The organism is Sporosarcina obsidiansis (assembly GCF_009651005.1).
Lineage (GTDB): Bacteria > Bacillota > Bacilli > Bacillales_A > Planococcaceae > Sporosarcina > Sporosarcina obsidiansis.
Genome location: NZ_WHVW01000002.1, coordinates 242,108 through 261,005, shown reverse-complemented (window position 1 = coordinate 261,005; position 18,898 = coordinate 242,108). Strand labels below are relative to the sequence as shown.

The following is an 18,898-nucleotide window of genomic DNA, read 5'->3' as shown; positions in this document are numbered from 1 at the left end:
GTTAACATATATTTTTTAGGAGGAGTTTTCATGTCTGTTTTATTCGTTACCGGAACGGATACGGATGTAGGCAAAACGATCGCTACGACATTGATTCGTAGTTTTTTACATGATCATGGGCTTCATTTCATTCCATTCAAGCCGGTCCAAACTGGCGCGATTTTACAAAATGGTGATTGGATTGCGCCTGACGTAATGACCTATCAATTAGCGTTAGATGTAGAGATGAAACAAATGAAAACGGAGTATTTATTTGAGAAGCCATGTTCTCCTCATTTGGCCGCGTGCTTAGAAAATGTCGAGATTGAACCGTCAAGGCTCACCGAGTCAGTGGAGCAGTTAGAAAACTTACATGGTGGCGTAGTGGTGGAAGGGGCAGGAGGGCTGTATGTTCCATTGACCACAAATGGCTATTGTCTGATCGATTGGATGAAAGAACTTAAAGCACCTGTCGTGTTGGTAGCTCGTGCAGGCGTGGGAACAATTAATCACACGATGCTTTCCATTAAAGCTTTGGAATCGAAAGGTATCCCAATTGCAGGGGTATTATTCAATGATTTGCAGCAAGATCCACCAGAAATTGTTCGAAATAATATAGAGATGATTCGTATGCTAACCGATATCCCTGTTATTGGAACGATCCCGTTTCAAAGCAACATTCGCGATACATTAACTGATCCGGTAAAAAGAAAAGCATGCTATCAACATTGGAATATCACTATTTTAAAGGAGGCGTTGACAAATGAAAGCAGATCAACTGTTGGAGAAGAGTAAACAATATATGTGGTTGCCTTTTACACAAATGTCCGATTATGAGCAAGATCCGCTTATTATCGAAAGTGGGGAAGGAGTAACTGTTACGGATATATATGGCAATACGTATCTTGATGGGTATTCTTCATTGTGGTTAAACGTGCATGGTCATCGAAAGAAAGAAATTGATGAAGCGATTCAAAATCAACTTCAATTAATCGCTCATTCCACTTTATTGGGGGCTGCAAATGTGCCTTCGATTCTATTGGCAGAGAAATTGGTCAAGTTGGTACCTGAGGGACTGACTCGAGTATTTTATTCGGATAGTGGAGCGACTTCTGTGGAAATTGCTGTGAAGATGGCCTATCAATATTGGCAAAATAAAGGCCACCATCAGAAGACGAAATTTGTGACGCTAAGCAATGGCTATCACGGGGATACGGTTGGCACGATGAGTGTCGGTTCCATTGACCTTTATCATAAAGTGTATACATCTTTATTATTTGATGCGCTTGTTATTCCGTTTCCTGCAATCTACAGACATTCCTCTGGAGATGAACAGGTAGTGCGCGACGAAAGTTTACGTGAATTGCGCTCACTATTTGAGGAACAACACGAAGAGATTGCTGGGATGGTGTTGGAGCCGATGATTCAAGGAGCAGGCGGTATGAACACGATGCCCGCCGGATACTTAAAGGGTGTAGAATCATTATGCCGGGAATTTAATGTGATGTTGATCGTGGATGAAGTGGCGACTGGTTTCGGACGTACGGGAAAAATGTTCGCGGTAGAGCATGAGGGCATCCAGCCTGATTTAATGACGGTAGCTAAAGGTTTAACGGGGGGATATTTGCCTGTAGCAGCAACACTCGCAACAGATGAAATCTATCAAGCCTTCTATGGAACGTACGAAGAAATGAAGACGTTTTTCCATGGTCACTCCTATACAGGCAATCAACTTGGTTGCGCAGCTGCACTAGCTAATCTGGAAATTTTTGAAAATGAAAGTTTGATACAACAAGCGGCAGATAAGGGAGACCTGCTGACAGAGTTGCTTCAGGATATCAAACAGTTAGAGCATGTCGGGGATGTGCGCCAATGTGGACTCATGTGCGGAATAGAAATAGTAAAAAACCGATCTACAAAAGAGCCATTTCCTTTTGAAGAACGTGTCGCCTATCAGTGTACGTTGAAAATGAGAGAGCTTGGCTTGTTGACCCGTCCATTAGGTGATGTGATCGTCTTCATGCCACCTCTTGCCGCCACTACTGAGCAATTGGCAGAGATGGTGGCGATCCTTGAGCAAGCGATCCGGGAAGTAACAGAGTAATATTCAAACCATCTACATGATGCATCTATGTTAAATACAAAATCAAGATGAATAGTTATCGAGTAAGTGAAATGGTTCATTTTTCATAAAGCATGTCCTGTATCTATACGTCTATAAATTATTGAGGTATAATCAGTAAGGTGTAAAAATCACTGAATACATATGCTCATAGATAGATGAAGGGGATGGGATTTGTGAAGTTCACGGTAGGGAAAAAATTATGGGGTGGTTTTTTAAGTGTCGTATTTTTGATGATACTTATAGGGATTGTTGGTTTCTTTGCGTTAAGTAACGTCAATGATCGATACCAATTCTTAATTGACGACCGAATGTATAAGGTTGTTTTATTAGAACAACAGTTAAAAGATCAAAACGCCTTGGCTAGTAATATTCGAGGATACATGCTCTATGAAAACCCTGCTTATTTAGAAGAAATAGAGAATGCGAAACAAAATAATGCAGAGCGTTTGAAGATTCTAGAAGAGATCATTCGCAATAAAGATATGAAAAAAGCATTGATGGAAATTAGTGCAGCAACTGTTAATTATGAAGGTGTCTTGCGCAATGTGGTGACAGAAGTACAAGCGGGGAATTCCCAAAAAGCCTTGCAGATAGGCACGAATGGTGCGATTTATCAAGATGTGATTTCTAGAAATATACATACATTGATTGAGCACCAGACGACAGAACGTGATAATTTGCAAAAAGAAGTGAATAGCTATACAGCTAATGCTATTATTTTCAGTGGTATTTTAATACTTATAGGCGTTATTGTAAGTATCACGATTACCATTATCATTAGCAGATTGATTTCTAGGCCAGTTCGTCAAATGACTGAAGCGTTAACCGAAGTTTCAAATGGAAATTTTGCTTTGGAAGAAGTAACTGTGAAAAACCGAGATGAAATTGGTGATATGTCCATCGCGTTAAACAAAATGGTTCATGATTTACGAGGCATTATTCAACGTGCTAGAGATTCCGCTGTTCAGTTAGCTGTTCAGTCAGAAGAATTATCTGCCAGTGCAGAAGAAAGTTTGGCTGCTTCTGAAATGGTTGCTGAAATTTCAGAGAAGAATTTGCAGACGAGCGACTCGCAAGCACAAATTGTTAGCCAGTCCACTCTTTCTATGAAAGAAATGATAACAGCGATCGATCAAATTACGGATGATAATGAAGAGATGTTAGGATCTTCGGAAGAGGTGTCAAAATTAGTAAGGGAAGGATCACTATTGATGGAAGAGTTTTCGAACGAAATGAAAACGATTAGCCAGACGATAGGGGAATCCACCACTATTATTCATGATATGGCCGGACATTCAGAAAACATTCGAAATGTTACGCGGATGATTACAGATATTGCGGAACAGACAAATTTATTGGCTTTAAACGCTGCAATTGAAGCAGCACGTGCAGGAGAGCATGGGAAAGGTTTTGCAGTCGTAGCCGAAGAAGTGCGAAACTTGGCCGAGCAATCCAAGCGATCGGCTGAAGATATTGGACGTATGATCGATACGATGATTCAGAATGTGACAAAAGCGGTCAACAGTACAGGAGAAGGACGGAAGCGTGTGGATGAAGGCTTATCATCTACAGAAAAAACGAGTACTGTATTTATGAATATTGAGCAAGCCACGACGGATGTTAGTGAGAAAATATCTACTGTATCAGCAGCTATTGAGGAAATTCGCGCAATGACGGATGAAGTAGCTAATGGTGCGAAACAAGTCGAGGAACTGGCTATACAAGCCTCAGCAGAAGCACAATCTACAAGTGCAGCGACCGAGCAGCAATTAGCGGCAAATGAAGAGATTACTTCTAGCTCACAAACACTGGCCGAGTTGGCAGAACAGCTTCAAAACGATATGGGACGTTTTCAAGTGTAAATGTTCATTACTAGCAGGTGACTAAATATTAGAAGAAAAGAGCTGGTTGCTTATACATGCAATCAGCTCTTTTTTAATGGAAAAAAAGCTATTTCTTCATAAGAAGGGCGTTCATTCGGATGAATTTTGAATAAACTAAACCCAGTAATTTCGAGTTTAAGAGGGGAGACGGCTTCTTTTACAATTTGCATCTTTTCGGCTGTTTTTCGCTTCTTTGCAATCGTAATATGGGGGACAAAACGATTTTCTTTTTGTAGTTCGAGCAAGCTTTCAGTATGTTTAGAGATTTTTTTTTGCATATGTCTCATCATCCCGACTGCCTCTACGGAAAGGTAGACAACACGTGGTCCTGTAGGTGATCCGAAAAATGATAAGCCAGTAATGGATGTAGAAAAACAACTATGATCATCCGCAATGTTTTGTAATGACGAGGTCAACAAGTGCATATGGTCTTCCTCTAATTTTCCTATATAACGCATCGTGATATGCAAGTCTTCATCGTGAGGAATTACTTTATATCTCTCGGCTAATTGATATTTTGTACGAAAGTGCTCTGACAATTCCAGAATAGGAGTAGTTCCGCCAACAGAGATGCCGATAAAATAGTGTTGTGTCAATTACAGCTCACCTCCTAGCCATTAGTTTCCCTTCTTTCCGATTATTCATGCACAAATTGTCGAAATTTGTTCGACCAATGTTAGAGATGTTTCGTAGCTAACAATCTACTAGCTAAGTGTGTATAATTAGAATTGGATGTAACAACGATACTTACAATTTGAATGGGATGGTGGCATGATGAAAACACTGATTTTTGATTTGGATGACACGTTAATTTGGGATGCAAAAAGTATTGCCATGGCGTTTCAGAAAACTTGCGAATATGCTACGAAAAAAACAGGAATCAACCCAGTTGAGCTAGAAAAGGCTGTACGCGAAGAGGCAAGAGAACTTTATGCGACGTATGAAACGTTTGCACACACGCAAAACATTGGCATCAATCCGTTTGAAGGGTTATGGGGCGTATTTGACGATCCAGGTGAAGAATTTCAGAAAATGAAAGAAATCGTCCCTGGATATCAACGAGATGCTTGGATTAATGGTTTAAAAAAACTAGGCTTTGAGGATGAAGCGTTCGGTAGAGAGTTAGCGGAGGTATTCCCGAAAGAACGTAAGAACCATCCCTTTATCTATGACGAGACATTTGATGTATTAGATCGCTTGAAAGGGAAGTATCAGCTAATATTACTGACAAATGGCTCGCCTAGCCTACAACAGATTAAATTAACAATTACTCCAGAACTTCCACCATATTTTGATCATATCATCGTGTCAGGGGCATTCGGTAAAGGAAAGCCTGATGCATCCATCTTCCAGCATGTCCTTAGCACTTGTGGTGTTCAAGCGGACGAGGCCCTCATGATTGGAGACAACCTCATGACGGATATCCTAGGCTCTAGTCGAGTTGGGATGAAGAATGTCTGGATCAACCGTGAAAACAAGCCGCCAAGCGATGAAGTAAAGCCGACTTATGAGATCGATCATTTAGAAAGTTTATTTCCTATATTGTCTGACCTAGAAAACCGTTGAGCATCACTCACCGATTGTTGAACAGTCGTATTAATTTTTGCAGCAAAGGAGGTTCTTCATGCTAGACTATTTTTTAGTTTTTTTAGGGGCTGCGATCCCGTGGATTGAAATTGCATTGGTCATCCCACTCGGTATTATTCGTGGCCTGTCTCCGTTCTGGGTGATGACCCTCGCATTTGTTGGTAATATGGCGACTGTTCTTCTCCTCATTCTCGGTTTCCAGCAAATTAAGAATTGGATCGAACGAAGAAACAGGAAAAAAGGGAAAGGTGAATCCAAGCGTCAGCAACGTGGGGAGAAGATCATGAATACATATGGTTTACCCGTTCTGGCACTCGCTGGACCTATTTTGATCGGAACGCATATTGCAGCTTTTATCGGTCTAGTTTTCGGTGCGAATAAAGTGAATACCGCCATTTGGTCTGCTATTAGCATTGCTCTATGGTGCTTGCTGTTCGGTGTACTGACCGCCATGGGTTTCGATTTCTTCGTCAATCGTTCATAATAAAAAACCAGCTGATTTTTAAAAATCAGCTGGTTTTCTTATGGTATTAAAGATCAATTGCTTTTGCATCATGAATGTTTTGAACTTCTTTGATGCGCTTAATAGAGCTAGATTCAACATGATGATCGACTGTCAGCATCATGATTGCATCTCCGCCTTCAGCAGAACGTCCAACTTGCATCGCTGCAATGTTGATGTTTTCTTCAGCAAGTAATGTACCTACACGACCGATGGCACCTGGTTGGTCAATGTGACGGATGAACAACAAATGGCCTTTAGGAATCGCATCCACAACATAATCATCCACTTTTACAATACGAGGTCCGAGACCATTCAGAAGGGTACCTGCTACTTTGCGGATGCCTTTTTCTGTTATGACTTCTACAGTAATTAAGTTTAAGAATCCTTTAGCTGTAGTTGTTTTTTGCTCATTTACTTTAATACCGTAACGGTCGGCCAAGAGTTTTGCGTTAACATCGTTGACTGTTTCGCCAAGATTACGCTTCAACAAACCTTTAACTGTATTACGAGTCAATGCGCGCACATCATAATTAGCTAATTCGCCCGCATAATTAATATTGATCTCTTTGATAACTGCATTTTGGATCTGAGATAGGAACACCCCAAGTTTCTCTGTAAGATCAAAGAATGGTTCGATTTTTGCTAATACATCACGAGAAACAGAAGGCAAGTTGACTGGGTTACGAACAGAACCGATTGTCAAGAAGTTTACGACATCACGGCTAACGTCAACTGCAACAGATTCCTGTGCTTCAAATGTGCTAGCTCCTAGGTGAGGTGTCGCAATTACTTCAGGCAATGTCAGTAATTTGTGATCCAAGAATGGCTCTTCTTCAAATACATCCAGCGCTGCACCTGCTACTTTTTTAGAGACGATCGCATCATACAATGCATCTTCGTCAATTATTCCACCGCGTGCACAGTTGATGATTTGTACACCGTCTTTCATTTTTTCAAATGCTTCTTTATTAATCATTCTGCGTGTTTCTTTTAGGAGCGGAGTGTGAACTGTAATGAAGTCTGCGGCTGCTAGGACTTCATCTACTGTACCGATTTCAATCCCTAGTTTTTTTGCAACTTCTTCCGTTAGGTATGGATCAAACGCGATTACGCTCATACGCTGACCTTTCGCACGTCTTGCCACTTCAGCACCAATTCGACCTAAACCGATAATACCTAGTGTTTTATTTTTCAATTCCACACCCAGAAATGATTTTCTGTCCCATTTATTGTTTTTTAATGAGTTGAATGCTTGTGGAATCTTACGTGCCATCGCCATCATCATAGCGACCGTATGCTCAGCTGCTGAGTTTGTGTTGCCATCAGGAGCATTAACGACAATGATCCCTTTTTCTGTTGCTGCATCCAAGTCGATATTATCGACACCTACTCCCGCGCGTCCAATGATCTTTAATTGATCGGCTGATTCCAATAATTCTTTGGTAACAGTTGTTTGACTGCGGACAAGAAGCGCGTCAAAACCTTTGATCCGATCCTTCAACTGATCAGGTGTTAAATCTGTATCGATTACAATTTCAAAACCTTCTGCTTGTCGTAATGGAAAAATACCGTCCTCGCTAAGTGGGTCACTAATAAGTACTTTAAAAGCCATGATAATTATTCTCTCCTTCAATTCTTTGTATTGGAATTTCTTCTAGCTATTGTTCTTTCTACAGTTAATTGAGTATGTAAAGTGTTTCGTAACCTCCTTTTTGGAAAAATAAAAAAGCCTTCCACCCCTTACTTACGTAAGGGGCGAAAAGCTCTATAAACTAACGCGGTACCACCCTTGTTTTGCTGCCAAAGCAGCCTTCATTCAGCATGCGTAACGTGCATGTGACGGATTAGCCTACTAAAACGTTCAGCCGATCAATTCGGAAGTGCCACCAACCCAAAAATTTACTGACTCTCACCAAGTCATCAGCTCTCTAAAAAATTTTTACAGGAAGGTATGTCTTCGTCAAAATTGTTTTGCGTGTATTAAATTTAGAACTAATCATAACACGTCAAAAGTAATTGTCAATTACTTTCATCAAAAAAGTGTAGAACTATTAAATCCGAACGTAAGTTATTGAAATAATTGTGAACGTTCGTGTTTAATCAATGAAAATCAAGAATAAGTTGTTTTTCCAACCAAGCGTTGGTAAATAGGATAAGTCGTCTGGAGTGAAGTTTTTTGAAGGTGAGTGTTATAGTAGAACCATACATTTTACAAATGAGGTGTTATGGAAATGAAAAAATTAGAATCCTTACAACAATTCGAGCAGTTAAAGCAAGAAGAACGAGTGATTTTCTTATTTTCTGCAGATTGGTGTCCTGATTGCAAAGTAATCGAACCATTTTTGCCTACTATAGAAACAGAATTCTCAGAACATGAATTCATTTATGTGGACCGTGACGAGTTTATTGAATTATGCAGCCAACTTGATATATTCGGAATTCCAAGCTTTGTTGCTTTTAGTGAAGGTAAAGAAACAGGGCGTTTTGTCAGCAAGAATCGGAAGACGAAAGAGGAAATTGAAGAGTTCATTAACAGTTTGTAAAAGTACGTAGCGTTTTAGAAACCCATCAATTCCATTTCAATAAGCAATGGATTTGATGGGTTATCTTTTTATACGAAATCCTGAAGTTCTTTAAGTAGAACCTTAGCACCATTCGGACTTATATATAATCCGTTTGATAATTCTTTATTATCAACTGTCACTTCTCCTGTGACGAAGCAAGCCCGATTGACTTGATACTTTCTTAAAATAATTCGATCATCTTCAGCGAAAATTTCAATAGGGTCACCTTTATCTATTTGCAAAGACTTTCGTAGCTCTTTTGGAATCACGATTCTACCAAGATGATCCACTTTGCGAACTATGCCTAAAGACCTCATGACAGCCTCCTCAAAGTAAGTAGTTGTTAATTCCTATTATACACAAAAAATTCCTGTTTACAATTTGCAAGATTAGAATGCGCAGAAATATTTGAAAATAGCTCTATACAATTAATTTATTAATGTTATAATAGTCAGTAAATCAATTACACTACAGTGTAGTTGCGACAATTAAATATTTCTTATCAAGAGAAGCTGAGGGATTTGGCCTGATGAAGCTTCAGCAACCTCTGTGTAAACAGAAAGGTGCTACCTCCAACAAGATTGTTGTCTTGAGAGATAAGAACGGTGAACGAATGCCCTCATTTTCTTATCTACAAGAAAAGAGGGATTTTTTATTGCGAATTTATTGTTTAAAAACGTGGTATCAGAATGGAAAGCCAAGGAGGAAGAAACATGCCAATTAATATACCGAAACAACTACCCGCAGGTGAATTACTAAAAGAGGAAAAAATATTCGTTATGGACGAGGAGCGTGCAACAGAGCAAGATATTCGTCCATTAAACATACTGATTTTGAATTTAATGCCTGAAAAAGAGAAGACGGAACTGCAGTTGCTACGCCTACTAGGTAATACACCGTTGCAGGTCAATGTTACATTCTTGAATACGGCTACCTATGCTTCCAAAAATGTGAGCCAGACGCACTTGGAAACATTTTATACTACTTTCGAATATGTGAAACAGCGTCGTTTTGACGGAATGATTATTACAGGAGCGCCTATTGAACATATGCAGTTTGAAGATGTCGTGTATTGGAAGGAATTAGAAGAGATAATGGAGTGGACAAAAACTAATGTTACGTCTGTCCTCCATATTTGTTGGGGAGCACAAGCAGCGCTATATCATCATTACGGAATTGATAAATATGAACTACCAAAGAAGTGTTCAGGGATTTTTGCACATGCTATTTCTGACCAGACAGTCAATCTGGCGCGTGGATTCAACGATGTGTTCTTCGCACCTCATTCACGTTACACAGCGGTTTCCATTGAAGAAATCGAAAATCATCCAGATTTGACTCTGCTTTCGGTCTCTGAAGATGCAGGTGCATTTATTGTAATTTCTAATGATGAAAAACATATTATGGTAACTGGACATTTAGAGTATGATGCGCATACCTTGGCTGAGGAATACGAGCGTGATCTCCAAAAAGGGTTAGATATTGATATGCCAGAAAATTATTTTCCAAAAGATGATCCAACGAGGGAACCAATGAATACATGGCGTTCACATACGCATTTATTATTCTCTAACTGGCTTAATTACTATGTTTATCAAGAAACTCCATACATCTGGAATTGAAAGGGACAGAATCTTTTGCAGCCTAATTAACGTATAATTTCATCTAAGTCACACATACTCCACCCAATGGAGGTGCATGCTGTGAACATTGATGAATTTTGGCATTTGGCGTTTTGGGAAATGACTTTGCGAACGGTCATATCGTTTATTGTCCTTCTGATTTTAGCTCGATTCATGGGGAAAAAACAAGTGTCTCAACTGACCTTCTTTCATTATGTGACAGGCATTACGATCGGCTCAATTGCAGCCAATTTAGCAGGGGAATCCGAAACTCCTTTTCTAAATGGGTTATATGGGATGATCTTATGGGCATTGTTAACAATAGTGGCAAATTATTTATCGTTTAAATCGAAAAAAATGCGTGTGATGCTAGATGATAAACCAATAATTGTAATAGACAAAGGGAAGATAGTTGAAGGATCATTAAGTAAGTTGCGACTAAACTTTAATGAATTGAATATGATGCTTCGTGAACAATCGGTTTTTTCTATGAAAGATGTCAACTATGCTATTTTTGAGACGAATGGAAATTTAAGTGTCATGCTCAAGCCGAGTGAGGAAAATGCTACGAAGAAAGATGTAAAAGCAGCCTCTCCTTTACCCAAATATATTCCGACTGAAATAATTACGGACGGAAAAGTGCAGGAAAAGAATATGCGAGAATTGAATCTGACGGATGTATGGCTAACCCAGCAATTGGAACAGCAAGGTATTGGAAGGCCTGAACAGGTACTATATGCAGAAATCCAAACAGATGGCAGTTTGTATGTCAATTCTCTAAAGTCTGTTTAAATCAGATGGTATCATAGTAAAGCCCTGAAGCGTATTCAGGGCTTTTTTCTATAACACTTCCCAGTTTCGTTGATTGGCAATGGCTGCGAGCTTAGTATCGGGCCTCACGGCAACTGGATTTCCTACTTGCTCTAGCACAGGTAAGTCTGAAATACTGTCGCCATACGCATAGCTCTTATCCCAATCAATCGTTTTTCCTTGAAGAACATGAAAAATTTGTTCATTTTTTCGCTCTCCTTGAATATGTAGAAAAGGTTGATCCATCGCAATACGTTCGCCACTTGACGGAATGTCGGTGCCAATGATTTTATCAAATGTTAAGTGGCTCGTCACAGCGGTCAAAAAGGGAGTATAAGCACCAGATACTAATAAAATATAGTATCCTTCTTCACGATGGCTGGCTAGTCGTGTGACTACTTGTTCATTGAAATCGCCTAGCATTTCCTCGTGCATATCTTCGAAGTATGTCTGTAATTGAGAAGTCGTTAGCGTATCCAATGCCTGCAAATATAATCGCATGGATCGTTCCTTCATCTCGTTTTCGGGGAGTAATTTCAGCTTGTAACGTATATATAAGGGTAGTATCGACCGATAAAACTTCCCGTAATAGCGTTGATAAATCGGGTGTTTCTTCAATTGTTCCATTAGCAATTTAAAAGTCTCTTTCGTATACAGCGTTCCATCAAAATCAAAAATTGCAACTTTCATTCCTACACCCCTCCATTTGTCTGTGTTCTTACAGTATACAAATATAATGAGGAGAAAAGCAAAAAAGCAGAGGGAGAGAGTTCTCCATCTGCAAAGTTGCGGATTTATTGAATGTTTTTTGGCATGCCAGGTTGACCTTGTGATGGGGCAAAGGAATTTAACAGCATTTGCATGTCTTGTGTTTGTAGCTGAGGCACTTGATAATAATGGTGCTTGTTTTGATAAATGGCTAATTCATAGGCCATTTCAATACAGTTTGGTATGGAATCCGCAACTACTCGACGAACTACTGGGTTACAGATTTCTAAAGCAGCGCCCGCTTTTCCAGTTGCTCCTGCTTTTAAGCTTCCTAACAAGAATCCAGAAATAATTTCATCGGATATTTCTGTTGTTGATTGAATAGGCTTGGAAGGAGCTTTTTCTTTCATTCCATATACAAAGTCGCTCTTTGCCTGCATTTGATATCGTTGTGTAGGGTGAGAAGGGTCCTTCCCGGTTTTGAAGCATTCCACGGTAATGTTATATTCATCCAGCATAAAACGATACTGACGGTCCAAAATATCTAGGAGCTCGGGATCTTTTACAAAGGGACGAAGTATCATGGATTGATTCAAGGCGCCTACAGTAGTGTTTAATACTTCGTGAACGTCAAAAAGTTCGTGACCGCCGTGGTTCATAGCAGGTGTAACTGCACCATCCTGCATGTGTTGGGATGTCTCAAATTGATTGGTCAAATAAATTTCCTCCTTAATAGTCTTTTACCTCAACGGTAGTATGCGGAGGAAATGTGATTTTATACAGCTTAAAATGGACAGGCAAATAGTTAAGTAACCCTGTGATTTTGTTTTTTAACTTTGCAAGCTATGCATAAAAATCTTCTTTCGACAATACCTTGGTAAGAGAATATAAGAAAGGTAGTTGAATGGCATGCAAATCCATGTGGTGCAAAAGGGAGAAAGCTTGTATGAAATCGGAAAAATGTATGGCGTTCCTTACGAACAAATTGCACAAGCGAATGAATTAGAAAGCGAAACACGTTTAGCTATCGGACAAGCATTAGTTATTCCGATTGTGGGATCGTATTATTGGGTACAGCCAGGGGATAGTTTATATAAAATAGCTCAAATGTATGGATTGACAGTCGAACAGCTTGCGCAGATCAATGCCATTAATCCTGCAGGCGTGTTGCGGATAGGTCAACGCTTATATATTCCTGAACCACCTAAAACTCCGATCGATTCTTTATTATATGTTGAACCGCGTAATCCAGTAAGTCAAGGTATGATTGCGGAAGTTAGACAGAGGGTAGGGCAGCTTACATATTTGGCAATGTTCAGCTATGAAGTCCAACGTGATGGCTCACTGAAATCACCCTCTATCGATGAAATTCCATCCATAGCTAAAAATGCAGGTGTAATTAATATGATGGTTATCACCAACTTAGAAAATTACAGCTTTAGCGCTGATTTGGCACATGTTATATTCACCGATCAAGCAGCACAAGATCGGATGATTCAAGATGCCATCAATATTGCCAAGACAGTAGGTTATGGAGATATCCATTTTGATTTCGAATTATTATTCCCTGAAGATCGTGAGTTGTACAATCAATTCTTGCGCAATGCACGAGATAAAATCCATGATGCTGGATTGACGATTTCAACTGCCCTTGCACCGAAAGCAGGAGATGTGACAACCGGTATATATGGTGCGCATGATTATAAGGCGCATGGTGAAATTTGTGATTTCGTAGTTTTAATGACCTATGAGTGGGGATATACGTATAGTGCACCACAAGCTGTTAGCCCAATTGGTCCAGTTACTAAAGTAGTGGAGTATGCAGTAAGCGTCATTCCGCGTGATAAGATATTTTTAGGACAGAATCTTTATGGATATGATTGGACGGCGCCATTCGGTCAAGCAGACAGTAAACCGGCAAGGGCATTAAGTCCAAGAATGGCAACCAATTTAGCAATTAATGAAAATGTCTCGATCGAATATGACGCTCTTTCTCAAGCTCCCCATTTTACGTATTATGATGAACAGGGAATAGAGCATGAAGTATGGTTTGAAGATGCGAGAAGCATTAATGTGAAATTCGATTTGCTGAAGGAATTCCGTTTACGAGGGATTATGTACTGGAAACTTGGTTTGGCGTTTCCGCAAAATTGGTTGTTGCTTGAGGATCGTTTCAACATCAGAAAAAGATAAAAAATAGAGCCCTCCCTGATCAGGAAGGCTCTTGCTCTTTTTCATGTGTATGAAACAGTATTTTAGTCGTTTGTCAACATCTTTATAGCATTTTGGAAAACATCCATATCCGGATTTACGAGTAAAGCAGGTAGGAAAGCAAAAGTCATGATCAGTAGTAAGTTGGCTCCTATAATTGAGCGGATCAAATTGTTTTTCTTTGTCATGGTGCCTCGCCTCTTTCTTTTCGTAGTGGTTCTCCCGTACATGCAAATGCTGATGGAAAGACAGCTTTACATAGATCGTTTGAATAGATTAATTTTACTCTATATTCTGATTAATGTAAATGAAAAAGTTTGATTCAGTACATAAAAATGACACAAAAAGTAAGGCATTCTAAAGATACGTTAAAAAATTCTTGTATCTTGCAGCAATTTCAGTAATAATATTGAAATAGACAGAAAAATTTCGAACAATTAGTTTTTACTTTATTCAGTAGAATTCGTCCTTTGTGTAATAGATATTTCACTTTGGAAGGATCGATGGCAGGATAACTTCTACTGAGTAAAGTGAGTGACTGGTCGATCGGAATATTTTGAATAACAACAACGAAAGGGATGGACGCAAATGACAAAGATTGATGAAATTCAATTTAACAATCGCAAACGAGCAAATGATTATGTTCATGAAGTATATGAACTAGTAAAGAAAAGGAATCCGGATGAAAAAGAATTTTTGCAGGCAACAAGAGAAATCTTTGATTCCCTTCGTCCTGTCTTTGCTAAGCATCCCGAATTTATTACAAATGGTATTCTTGAGCGGATTACAGAACCTGAACGAATCATTTCATTCCGCGTAGCTTGGGAAGATGATCAAGGAAAAGTTCATGTAAACAGGGGATTCCGTGTTCAATTCAATAGTGATCTTGGACCTTATAAAGGTGGACTTCGCTTTCACCCTTCTGTAAATAATAGTATTATGAAGTTTTTGGCTTTTGAGCAAATCTTTAAAAATGCATTAACAGGTCAGCCAATAGGTGCAGGCAAAGGTGGATCAGATTTTGATCCGAAAGGAAAATCAGATCGTGAAGTCATGCGCTTTACACAAAGTTTTATGACAGAACTCAGCCGACATATTGGTCCAGATATTGATGTGCCAGCAGGGGATATTGGTGTCGGGAAACGAGAAATCGGATATTTATTCGGCCAATACAATCGATTGAAGGGCGGCTATGAAGCGGGTGTTTTGACAGGGAAAAATCCTGATCATGGCGGCAGTTTAGGGCGTAAAGAAGCAACTGGATACGGAACAGTATATTTTGTAGATGAAATGCTAAAAGAGAATAAACTTTCATTGGAAAATCAAACGATGGTTGTTTCAGGCTCAGGAAATGTTTCCACGTATGCGATGGAAAAAGCAATGCAGCTAGGTGCAAAAGTCGTAGCATGTAGTGATTCCGATGGCTATATCTATGATAAAAATGGTATTGACCTAGATTTGGTAAAAGAGTTGAAGGAATACAGTAATAAGCGTATCTGGGAATATACAAAAGAATATCCCGAAGCAGAATATCATGCCGATTGCAGTGCAATTTGGTCAATTCCTTGTGACATCGCGCTTCCTTGTGCCACTCAAAATGAGATTGATGAAATTGCGGCTCATATGCTAATCGCCAATGGTGTGAAAGCAGTTGGAGAAGGTGCGAATATGCCTTGTACAATTGAAGCAATTGAAATCTTCCAGGAACATAATATTTTATTCGCTCCTGCAAAAGCGGCTAATGCAGGCGGAGTGGCCGTGTCCGCAATGGAAATGTCACAGAATAGCATGCGTTTATCTTGGTCGGCGGAGCAAGTGGATGAACACTTGAAAGAAGTTATGAAGAATATCTATAACGACTGTAAAAAGGCAGCGGATGAATTCGGCAAGCCTGGTAATCTAGTGATGGGTGCGAACATTGCAGGCTTCTTGAAAGTTGCCGGTGCAATGGTAGCACACGGTTTACGATGATCAAGTGATGGATGCAGACACAGTGAGATGAACTCTTGTGTCTGCATTTTTTTTGTGTTTTATAGTTGCATTTTCCATAAGTTATGTTATTATAAAAATACTACAAGATGCATAAAAATACATCTTCTTGCATGAAAGGGGATTTACCCATGGAAAAGAAAAAAGTTGTTTTGGCCTACTCAGGTGGTTTAGATACATCAGTTGCGATTCAGTGGTTGACTGATCAAGGATATAGTGTGGTGGCGGTTTGCTTGGATGTCGGAGAAGGTAAAGACCTCGATTTTATTAAGCAAAAAGCCCTCCAAGTTGGTGCAGTCAATAGCTATGTCATTGATGCAAGAGAAGAATTCGCACAAGATTTCGTCCTTCTTTCATTGCAAGCTCAAACATATTATGAAAATAAATATCCTCTCGTTTCTGCTTTGTCTCGTCCATTGATCTCTAAAAAGTTAGTCGAGATTGCACATCAAGAGAATGCGACAGCCGTTGCGCATGGATGCACGGGGAAAGGAAACGATCAAGTACGTTTCGAAGTGGCAATTAAATCACTCGATCCATCATTGGAAGTGGTGGCTCCTGTTCGTGAATGGAGTTGGTCACGTGAAGAAGAAATTCATTATGCGAAAGAAAAGAATATCCCCATTCCGATCGACTTGGATAATCCGTACTCAGTAGACCAAAATCTATGGGGTCGTGCCAATGAATGTGGTATTCTGGAGGATCCTTGGGCGACACCTCCTGAAGATGCATTTGGATTGACGGTTTCCATCGAGAACGCTCCCGATACGGCAGATATCATTGAAATAGGATTTGAACAAGGGGTGCCTGTCAGTCTTAATGGAGAGAAGTATATATTGAGTGAATTAATTACCGAATTAAATTTACTAGCTGGTAAGCATGGTGTTGGACGGATCGATCATGTCGAGAATCGTTTGGTTGGTATTAAGTCTCGTGAAGTATATGAGGCGCCAGGTGCGATCACGCTTTTAAAGGCACATAAAGAGCTAGAAGATTTGACGTTGGTGAAGGAGCTAGCTCATTTTAAGCCGATTATTTCACAAAAATTAGGTGAGTTGATCTATAACGGTCTCTGGTTCTCTCCGCTACGTGAAGCGTTGGAAGCATTTATTAAGGAAACGCAGCAATATGTGAATGGAACCGTACGTGTGAAATTATTTAAAGGCCATGCGTTGGTTGAAGGGCGTACTTCACCTAATTCGTTGTACAATGAAAAATTGGCAACGTACACATCAGATGATGAGTTTGATCAATCAGCAGCAGTTGGTTTTATTAAATTATGGGGGCTCCCTACTGAAGTTCATAGTATGGTGAATCACAAGCAAGTTGTGAAGAAATAAAGAATAGAATATGTGAAAGATAGCAGCGAGGTCTAGTGCTTCGTTGCTTTTTTGCAACTATTCTTTCATTGGCTCCGTCTTACTGATGAAGAATAGGAGCGAAGTGCATGAAAAAAATAATAGGAGTAGTAATTGTGGGGTTGTTACTAGGTGGGTTCGTACTGTTTTGGCAGATTCCTAAGGAAAGGATGAATAAAGCGCAACAGGTGAAAGCGAATGGTTCGTATGAATATGCAGTAATTCTCGGAGCGAAAGTGAATGGGGAAGAGCCTTCTTTGTCACTGCGATACCGATTGGAAGCGGCAACAGATTATGCGAACCGATATCCACATGTTCAGTTTGTGTTATCGGGCGGGCAAGGCAAAGATGAAGGAATCAGTGAAGCACAAGCGATGTATAATTATTTGATCAAACAAGGCATTGCGAAAGATCGTTTATTGCTAGAGGATCGGTCAACGTCCACCTATGAAAATTTGAAATATACTTTAGAACTGTTACCGGAGATAGAGGGTGTCACAATTATTAGTAGTGATTATCATTTGGCGAGGGCTCGGTTTTTGGCTAGGCAAATTGGTTGGAACACGGATGTAGTGGTGGCTAAGACACCAGAAGTCGTGAAGAAAAAAGTCTGGATTCGGGAGCGTTTGGCTTTGTTTAAGACATGGTTATTTAGGAAATGAGGCTTGTAACTAACAGTACAACGAACATAAAAATAACAAAATAAAAATAGTGACGAAATGATCTTCGTCACTACTAGTATACTATAAAGAAGAAATGGCATGGAATTCGGGCTGGCCACTTGTAAACGTTGTGATATAGTCAAACCCGACTGACTGGAAGAGCTCGAGTGACTCTTTGAATTCATGAGCAATATCAGCCGGACGGTGTGCATCGGAACCAAGAGTAATGATTTCACCGCCACATTGCTTGTAGAGCTGTAAAATATCTTTACTTGGCATATTATGGGATAAACCATAGCGTGTACCGGAAGTATTAAGTTCGATCCCTTTGCCATCAGGTATGATAGTCGTGAAAATCTGTTCCAAATAATCATGGAATACGTTAGCTGGCGGCTGCTCTGTGTAGCGCTTGATTAAGTCTGCATGACCCAACACACTGTACCGTTTAAAGTTCTGCACACAATACAGCAACTCTTTATAATATGTTTCAAATGCTTCCTCTACAGAACGGTCTGCGAATAGTTCACGGTAGTGCAGGGATTTATTTTCAACTGTATGTAGGGAACAGATAACGAAGTCGAAGTGATGCTCGTCCATTAACTGTTCGTATTCAGTCAATAAATGTGGCTGGAGGCCGATCTCAACTCCTTTTTTAATGGAGATTTTTTGATCATATTGTCGATTAAGCTGTTGGATCAATTCTGTATAGGCTATCTTATCAAAATCAAATTTGATCGTCTCATCAGGATATTCGTAGTCAATATGATCGGTAAAACAAATTTCGGTCAACCCTTTGGCGATGGAGGTTTTGACCATCTCTTCCATCGGAATTTCACAGTCTGCAGAAAACTCGCTGTGCATATGATAATCAAACATAGTCTCATGTCTCCTTTTC

19 protein-coding genes, 1 riboswitch and 1 other annotated feature are annotated in these 18,898 nt (G+C 39.7%); of the genes, 12 read left to right on the top strand and 7 right to left on the bottom strand.

From position 1 onward, the window contains the following. Nucleotides 1-30: 30 nt before the first annotated feature. The 3 genes from bioD (at nucleotide 31) to GD002_RS02820 (ending at nucleotide 3,966) form a co-directional block, all read left to right on the top strand. Complete coding sequence (gene bioD / locus GD002_RS02830; protein ID WP_153730813.1) at nucleotides 31-774, top strand: dethiobiotin synthase; 744 nt, start codon at nucleotides 31-33, stop codon at nucleotides 772-774. Beyond that, complete coding sequence (bioA, locus tag GD002_RS02825; RefSeq protein WP_153730812.1) at nucleotides 743-2,083, top strand: adenosylmethionine--8-amino-7-oxononanoate transaminase; 1,341 nt, start codon at nucleotides 743-745, stop codon at nucleotides 2,081-2,083. The genes bioD and bioA overlap by 32 nt, the downstream gene beginning before the upstream one ends. Before the next feature lie 194 nt (nucleotides 2,084-2,277). Further along, nucleotides 2,278-3,966, top strand: coding sequence for a methyl-accepting chemotaxis protein (locus GD002_RS02820; RefSeq protein ID WP_194841446.1), 1,689 nt, complete (start codon nucleotides 2,278-2,280; stop codon nucleotides 3,964-3,966). Nucleotides 3,967-4,028: 62 nt separating this feature from the next. On the opposite strand, the gene thpR is transcribed toward GD002_RS02820, so the two are convergent. Continuing rightward, a complete protein-coding gene (gene thpR, locus GD002_RS02815) occupies nucleotides 4,029-4,583 on the bottom strand; it encodes an RNA 2',3'-cyclic phosphodiesterase (protein WP_153730810.1) in 555 nt (184 codons plus the stop codon). Nucleotides 4,584-4,758: 175 nt separating this feature from the next. Here thpR and GD002_RS02810 point away from each other — a divergent pair, with 175 nt between their 5' ends. Further along, nucleotides 4,759-5,553, top strand: a complete 795-nt coding sequence (locus GD002_RS02810) for an HAD family hydrolase (protein ID WP_153730809.1) — start codon at nucleotides 4,759-4,761, stop codon at nucleotides 5,551-5,553. A gap of 58 nt (nucleotides 5,554-5,611) precedes the next feature. After that, complete coding sequence (locus tag GD002_RS02805; RefSeq protein WP_153730808.1) at nucleotides 5,612-6,058, top strand: small multi-drug export protein; 447 nt, start codon at nucleotides 5,612-5,614, stop codon at nucleotides 6,056-6,058. Nucleotides 6,059-6,104: 46 nt separating this feature from the next. Here the strand turns inward: GD002_RS02805 and serA are convergent, their stop codons facing one another. Next, entirely contained in the window at nucleotides 6,105-7,691 is a 1,587-nt protein-coding gene (serA, locus tag GD002_RS02800) for a phosphoglycerate dehydrogenase (RefSeq protein WP_153730807.1), read from the bottom strand. Nucleotides 7,692-7,827: 136 nt separating this feature from the next. Then, nucleotides 7,828-8,052 (bottom strand) — a binding site (T-box leader). A 258-nt stretch (nucleotides 8,053-8,310) separates the two neighbouring features. Between serA and GD002_RS02795 the strand changes: the two genes are divergently transcribed. Further along, nucleotides 8,311-8,622, top strand: a complete 312-nt coding sequence (locus GD002_RS02795; RefSeq protein WP_153730806.1) for a thioredoxin family protein — start codon at nucleotides 8,311-8,313, stop codon at nucleotides 8,620-8,622. A gap of 68 nt (nucleotides 8,623-8,690) precedes the next feature. Here GD002_RS02795 and GD002_RS02790 read toward each other — a convergent pair whose 3' ends face one another. Then, nucleotides 8,691-8,960 carry an AbrB/MazE/SpoVT family DNA-binding domain-containing protein gene (locus GD002_RS02790; protein WP_153730805.1) on the bottom strand — a complete coding sequence of 90 codons (270 nt, stop codon included), beginning with the start codon at nucleotides 8,958-8,960 and terminating at the stop codon, nucleotides 8,691-8,693. Between the two features lie 179 nt (nucleotides 8,961-9,139). Continuing rightward, nucleotides 9,140-9,246, top strand: a riboswitch (SAM riboswitch). 110 nt (nucleotides 9,247-9,356) lie between these two features. On the opposite strand from GD002_RS02790, the gene metA reads away from it, so the two are divergent. Beyond that, nucleotides 9,357-10,265, top strand: a complete 909-nt coding sequence (metA, locus tag GD002_RS02785) for a homoserine O-acetyltransferase MetA (RefSeq protein ID WP_153730804.1) — start codon at nucleotides 9,357-9,359, stop codon at nucleotides 10,263-10,265. Between the two features lie 87 nt (nucleotides 10,266-10,352). After that, nucleotides 10,353-11,057, top strand: a complete 705-nt coding sequence (locus tag GD002_RS02780; RefSeq protein ID WP_228548277.1) for a YetF domain-containing protein — start codon at nucleotides 10,353-10,355, stop codon at nucleotides 11,055-11,057. A 48-nt stretch (nucleotides 11,058-11,105) separates the two neighbouring features. On the opposite strand, the gene GD002_RS02775 is transcribed toward GD002_RS02780, so the two are convergent. Together GD002_RS02775 and GD002_RS02770 are read right to left on the bottom strand one after the other, a co-directional pair. Beyond that, entirely contained in the window at nucleotides 11,106-11,765 is a 660-nt protein-coding gene (locus tag GD002_RS02775) for an HAD family hydrolase (protein ID WP_153730802.1), read from the bottom strand. Between the two features lie 104 nt (nucleotides 11,766-11,869). Next, the gene (locus GD002_RS02770; protein ID WP_153730801.1) at nucleotides 11,870-12,505 is read right to left on the bottom strand and encodes a spore coat protein; all 636 of its coding nucleotides are present in this window, start codon (nucleotides 12,503-12,505) and stop codon (nucleotides 11,870-11,872) included. 187 nt (nucleotides 12,506-12,692) lie between these two features. Between GD002_RS02770 and GD002_RS02765 the strand changes: the two genes are divergently transcribed. Further along, nucleotides 12,693-13,976 (top strand): LysM peptidoglycan-binding domain-containing protein, encoded by a 1,284-nt coding sequence (locus GD002_RS02765; RefSeq protein WP_153730800.1) that lies wholly within the window; start codon nucleotides 12,693-12,695, stop codon nucleotides 13,974-13,976. 62 nt (nucleotides 13,977-14,038) lie between these two features. Here the strand turns inward: GD002_RS02765 and GD002_RS17740 are convergent, their stop codons facing one another. After that, on the bottom strand, nucleotides 14,039-14,182 hold the full coding sequence (locus GD002_RS17740) for a hypothetical protein (RefSeq protein WP_194841445.1): 144 nt from the start codon (nucleotides 14,180-14,182) through the stop codon (nucleotides 14,039-14,041). A gap of 400 nt (nucleotides 14,183-14,582) precedes the next feature. Between GD002_RS17740 and gdhA the strand changes: the two genes are divergently transcribed. The 3 genes from gdhA to GD002_RS02750 all read left to right on the top strand — a co-directional run bounded on the left by gdhA (nucleotide 14,583) and on the right by GD002_RS02750 (nucleotide 18,003). Then, nucleotides 14,583-15,965: an NADP-specific glutamate dehydrogenase gene (gene gdhA / locus GD002_RS02760; protein ID WP_153730799.1), complete on the top strand. Its 1,383-nt coding sequence runs from the start codon at nucleotides 14,583-14,585 to the stop codon at nucleotides 15,963-15,965. Nucleotides 15,966-16,114: 149 nt separating this feature from the next. Then, entirely contained in the window at nucleotides 16,115-17,323 is a 1,209-nt protein-coding gene (locus GD002_RS02755) for an argininosuccinate synthase (protein WP_153730798.1), read from the top strand. Between the two features lie 107 nt (nucleotides 17,324-17,430). Continuing rightward, nucleotides 17,431-18,003, top strand: coding sequence for a YdcF family protein (locus GD002_RS02750; protein ID WP_153730797.1), 573 nt, complete (start codon nucleotides 17,431-17,433; stop codon nucleotides 18,001-18,003). Between the two features lie 81 nt (nucleotides 18,004-18,084). Here the strand turns inward: GD002_RS02750 and GD002_RS02745 are convergent, their stop codons facing one another. Further along, nucleotides 18,085-18,879, bottom strand: coding sequence for a histidinol-phosphatase HisJ family protein (locus tag GD002_RS02745; RefSeq protein WP_153730796.1), 795 nt, complete (start codon nucleotides 18,877-18,879; stop codon nucleotides 18,085-18,087). Between the last annotated feature and the right edge of the window lie 19 nt (nucleotides 18,880-18,898).